At 60.1% G+C, this 3,960-nt stretch carries 2 protein-coding genes and 3 pseudogenes; 4 read left to right on the forward strand and 1 reads right to left on the reverse strand.

The window, feature by feature from the left end; translation table 11 throughout:
• The first annotated feature begins 401 nt into the window (after positions 1-401).
• The 4 genes and pseudogenes from XpopCFBP1817_RS19810 to XpopCFBP1817_RS19820 all read left to right on the forward strand — a co-directional run bounded on the left by XpopCFBP1817_RS19810 (position 402) and on the right by XpopCFBP1817_RS19820 (position 3,375).
• On the forward strand, positions 402-1,379 hold the full coding sequence (locus XpopCFBP1817_RS19810) for a hypothetical protein (RefSeq protein ID WP_128418389.1): 978 nt from the start codon (positions 402-404) through the stop codon (positions 1,377-1,379).
• Positions 1,380-1,687: 308 nt separating this feature from the next.
• Positions 1,688-1,780, forward strand: a complete 93-nt coding sequence (locus XpopCFBP1817_RS23400) for a bestrophin family protein (RefSeq protein WP_244171266.1) — start codon at positions 1,688-1,690, stop codon at positions 1,778-1,780.
• Between the two features lie 15 nt (positions 1,781-1,795).
• A pseudogene (locus XpopCFBP1817_RS23405) lies at positions 1,796-2,041 on the forward strand (hypothetical protein); the annotation flags it as partial.
• A 365-nt stretch (positions 2,042-2,406) separates the two neighbouring features.
• A pseudogene (locus tag XpopCFBP1817_RS19820) lies at positions 2,407-3,375 on the forward strand (DNA-binding protein).
• Here XpopCFBP1817_RS19820 and XpopCFBP1817_RS19825 read toward each other — a convergent pair.
• Positions 3,363-3,960, reverse strand: a pseudogene (locus XpopCFBP1817_RS19825) (hypothetical protein); the annotation flags it as partial. The pseudogenes XpopCFBP1817_RS19820 and XpopCFBP1817_RS19825 sit on opposite strands and share 13 nt — an antisense overlap.

Consider the following 3,960-nt stretch of genomic DNA (forward strand, 5'->3'; position numbering starts at 1 on the left):
ACTTCCGGGCAATACTTTGTCTTGCTCATCGCTCCATCTTCTCAAGAGTTGGAGCCTCCCGAAATCATGGGGCGATTCAGGGCGGGGGGGACGTCGGAGGCATGCCTCAGTCTGACATCGCCTAGGGTTACCACAATCAAGTCCGATGGCTTTGCGTTTCGGCGCGAGTCTGCGAGCAGCGGTGAAAGTTTGGTGCCTGGAATCCCTAAACTGGAAACCTCCGGCAGCAGTGGTGGGTTCCGTGCCAACTGGGTTGTTTTTCGCGCTCCGAGCTTCGCCTTCGCATTGAGGAACCTGCGCGCCACCTTCTAAACATATAAGGCAAAGACGCGTGCCCTGCCGATCTGCGGCAGGTACGTCCGTACTGGTGCATCAATCAAATCTTCACGGAGCTCGAGCTAATGGGCTGCAATATTTCAAAGGAATCGAGTCCGCTGCCCGCCCGTCAGGCGCATGAGGCTCACCAAACCGGGACGATGACCAGCGCAGCAAACGCTATTGCTCGTCAAACTTCATCTACTTCCGTCAATCCTGCACTCGCATCGCTGACCCGTCCGCAAGTGCAGCCGACCAGCAACGTTCCTGCATTGCGCTCTCCGCGAGGGGTGATTCGTTCTGCGACTGCCAACGTGCTGCCGGAGCATCGCTCGGCAAAAGGCAACCCAGAATTACGTTCGGAACCCACCACTGCTGCGCCACGGACACTTCGATCCGCACAATTGCCGCCAACGCCAGCAGACTTCTTGGGTCGCAAGAGCATTGATCTGAGCGAGATCAACGCACCCACACAGCGACGCCTGCGTTCGAATTCCGTGGATCCGCAGACTATGCACGACGAGTTGCCTGCGCATGAAGCCCTGCTTGACCGGGGCTGGGGCACGGTGCAAGGAGCGCGCATCAAGGAGGCCCGGCCGCAAATCCACCCCTGGGAGCGCGGGGTGAATCCCGACCTGCACGTGATTCCGGCCGGCAACCCGAACGCTGTGGACCTCAAGACCGTGCTCAATTTCGAGGCCATGCAGAACAACGGGTTGCTCTACATGTTGGCGATCGACGAGCAATCGCGCCTAAGGGTGGCACCCGAAACGCTGCTGGAGGGGCGTGATGAGACGGGCAAGGAACGGCGGCTCGGACATCCCGCGCTCATCGAGGGCGCAGAGGACATCAACGATATCGAGGGCCACGAAAATAAGAAGAAGTTCCGCATCTGTGGCGAGATAGGCTGGGATGCAGAGAAAGGCGTTGTCTACGCCATGGCCAAGTCCGGGCGTTACTCGAGACATCCTGATCGAGGCCCATATCAGTCGGAGCACTTGCGGCGACGGCTCGCGGCTTGTGGCCTGAACGTCGACATGCGGCCCGTCCCGGACAATGAGTGATGCGCACCCGAGCGCTCACACGCCACGACTACCTTGTCAAGGATCTGGGCGAGCAGTCCAAGGATTGTGGCATTCGCAGTGATGGGCTCCTCGCGTCAATCGATCGAAGCGCTCGCTACTGCCGCGTGTTCTGCGCTTCGAGGCAACTGTCCGTTCACGAGTGCAAGTTCCATCGGCAGCTTTGCGGCGACAAAATCAGGAATTGCGGCCGTCTCTGTTTCCGGTCGAAAGCCGTCGGTTTGACCGACGATTTACGTCTGCCAGACAGCTACCGTACTTTGCGATCGGTTTTCTGAGACGAACCCACCTTGCGCGATGACATCATGGTGCATCAGGTGGCGTTCTTACATGCGCTGCGCTGCCATCTGCGCAAGAAAAATCCCTTTCCGGAACTCTCCTGACTACTCGGTGCAGAGCGCGCCGATGCGCTCTGTGACCATGCCAACGTCCCCAACGCGTTGACCTTGCACCTGGGGCAGCAGCTGCAGCAGGCCCGTGCGTTGGGCATGCTCGACAGCCTGCGCTGGTCGTCGCTGGATGCGAATTTGACCACCCTTGCCAATATTGAAGGCGCCTGCGAGCGCATCAAGAATATGCTGCTGCCACGCCAGATTTCGTCGCTGCTACATGCAGCCAAGCAAGTGGACGCTGGCACCAAATAAACTGGACGAAGCTAACATCAAGCTGCAAGTTGGTGGCGCAGATGCAGATGTCGGAGATCAAAGGTGAGGACTTTCCGTTCTTTCCATTGGCAAGCTTCTCAGCAAGGAAGCCTCCTTACCGTCCAACGCCCTGATGGCACTTATAGCCAAGGATGCTACGAGCGAGTGCCCGAAGGCATTCGCATCCATTCCTTTGGCAGTGCAGAGCCTTTCGTGATGCGCTGGAAGTAGATGACCTTGCGGAACGGTCACAGGCCTGGATACTCCGTCCATGTCCAAGCGAAGAATCCGGGAGCGCCCAATATGAGGGTCGGCCGGGATTCGTGAAAAATTTCTATGCTGAGAACGAGTTAGCTCACTTTTAGCTGTTTTTACACGAAGCTCTGTCGACCCTCAAGACCACCATCCACCGCTACCTGAAAGAGCTGGAAGAAGAAGAAGGGCAGCGCCCCGGCGCCAAGGTCGCCATCAGCCAAGCGCTGCAGGATCTGGTCAGCCGCCTCGCCGAGCGGTTGCACGCCGAGGCCGACTCGGTCGTTGCGCAGGCCCAGGCGCGCTTCCAGGCGCAGCTTCAGGAGCGCACCCAAGCGCTTGAGCAGGCCCCGCACAAGAGGCTGGCTCGCTCAGGACGCAGCTGCTGCGCTCTGAGACAGAACGCGAGGCGGGCGAAGCCGCCAAGCGAGACCTGGCCGGCCGCGCCGTTGAACTGGCCCAGTTGGAGGAGCGGACTTCCGGCCTGACCGCTCGCCTGGCCGAGCACGACGCCCATGCGAAATCATTGGAACAAAAGCACGACCACGCCCGGGAAGCACTGGAGCACTACCGCACCTCCGTCAAGGACCAGCGCGAGCAAGCAGCGACGGCACGACCATCAGGTGCAGGCGCTACAGGTCGCCCTGCGTCAGGCCAACGACGCCTTGACCGCCAAGAACCACCACCTGATGCAGCTCAACCGCGCCAATGGCCAGTGGCTGGAGCGCCCTACCCGTCTGGAGCGGGAACTGACGCAGGCACGCCAGCGGGCCGACGCCCAACAGCGCGAGCGCGACGCGCTGCGCCTGACGGCCGCCGAGCACCGAGGCCTGCAGGCGCGCTGGACCGACGATGTCCAAGCGCTGGAAAGCTTGCACGCCGAACTCGCTGCGGCGCGGACCGATCTGATCGAAGAGCGCCAGCGCCGGGAACACGCCGAGGCGGACACCTTGCGGGCCACGGTACGTCTGGGCACGCTGGAACAGTTACTGGAGCAGCTGCGACAACCGCGCTCCGTTGGCGAACAAGTAACGTCTGGGAAGGACGAAACCTCCCCAGACGCAAATAGTCAGTTGCTTTGAGGAAAGCTAATGCCGGGCGAAACGCCACCAAAGGCGGTGCAACTACCGCGCGTCAGGTTGTTCTGCTCGAACGTCTGGCCGGCATTGCCCAGGCAAGTCGGGGCATTTGTCGTACCATCGTTTACGGCTACGTTTACCGTGACGCGCGAGCCGCGATTGAGCGACACCGTCTGAGTTCTGGCGCCGTTGCCGAAGATGTTGAATTCGGTCATGCGCCAGATCTTATTGATATCCACCGTAGAGGCGCGCTGACTCACGCTGTGGGCCCTTCCGTTCACCGAGAACAACACGGTATCCACGCCCCCCGAGGTCGCAGAACCGGTCAGCTTGACGCCAGCGATGTCCGAAACTGGCACCAGAGGCACTCGCACCGATTCGCTGTTAATAATGCAATTGTTGTCTTCGTAGGCACCCCAGCCGGACGGGCAACCCGCCGCATCGTACTCCGAAGTACTGTCCGCCTGTACCCAGCTTTCAATGAAGATGACCGGGTCAAAGCCATTACTTGAAGGAGCCTCTAAAAACCCCAGCAATCTGCCATCATTGACTTGACGCCCTGCCAGCGGAGAACGACAGACATGATCA

This window comes from Xanthomonas populi (genome assembly GCF_002940065.1).
GTDB lineage: Bacteria > Pseudomonadota > Gammaproteobacteria > Xanthomonadales > Xanthomonadaceae > Xanthomonas > Xanthomonas populi.

Bases quoted from the DNA above. Each gene is read 5' to 3' on its own strand.
- XpopCFBP1817_RS19810 (WP_128418389.1), top strand. From the start codon at position 402: ATGGGCTGCAATATTTCAAAGGAATCGAGTCCGCTGCCCGCCCGTCAG.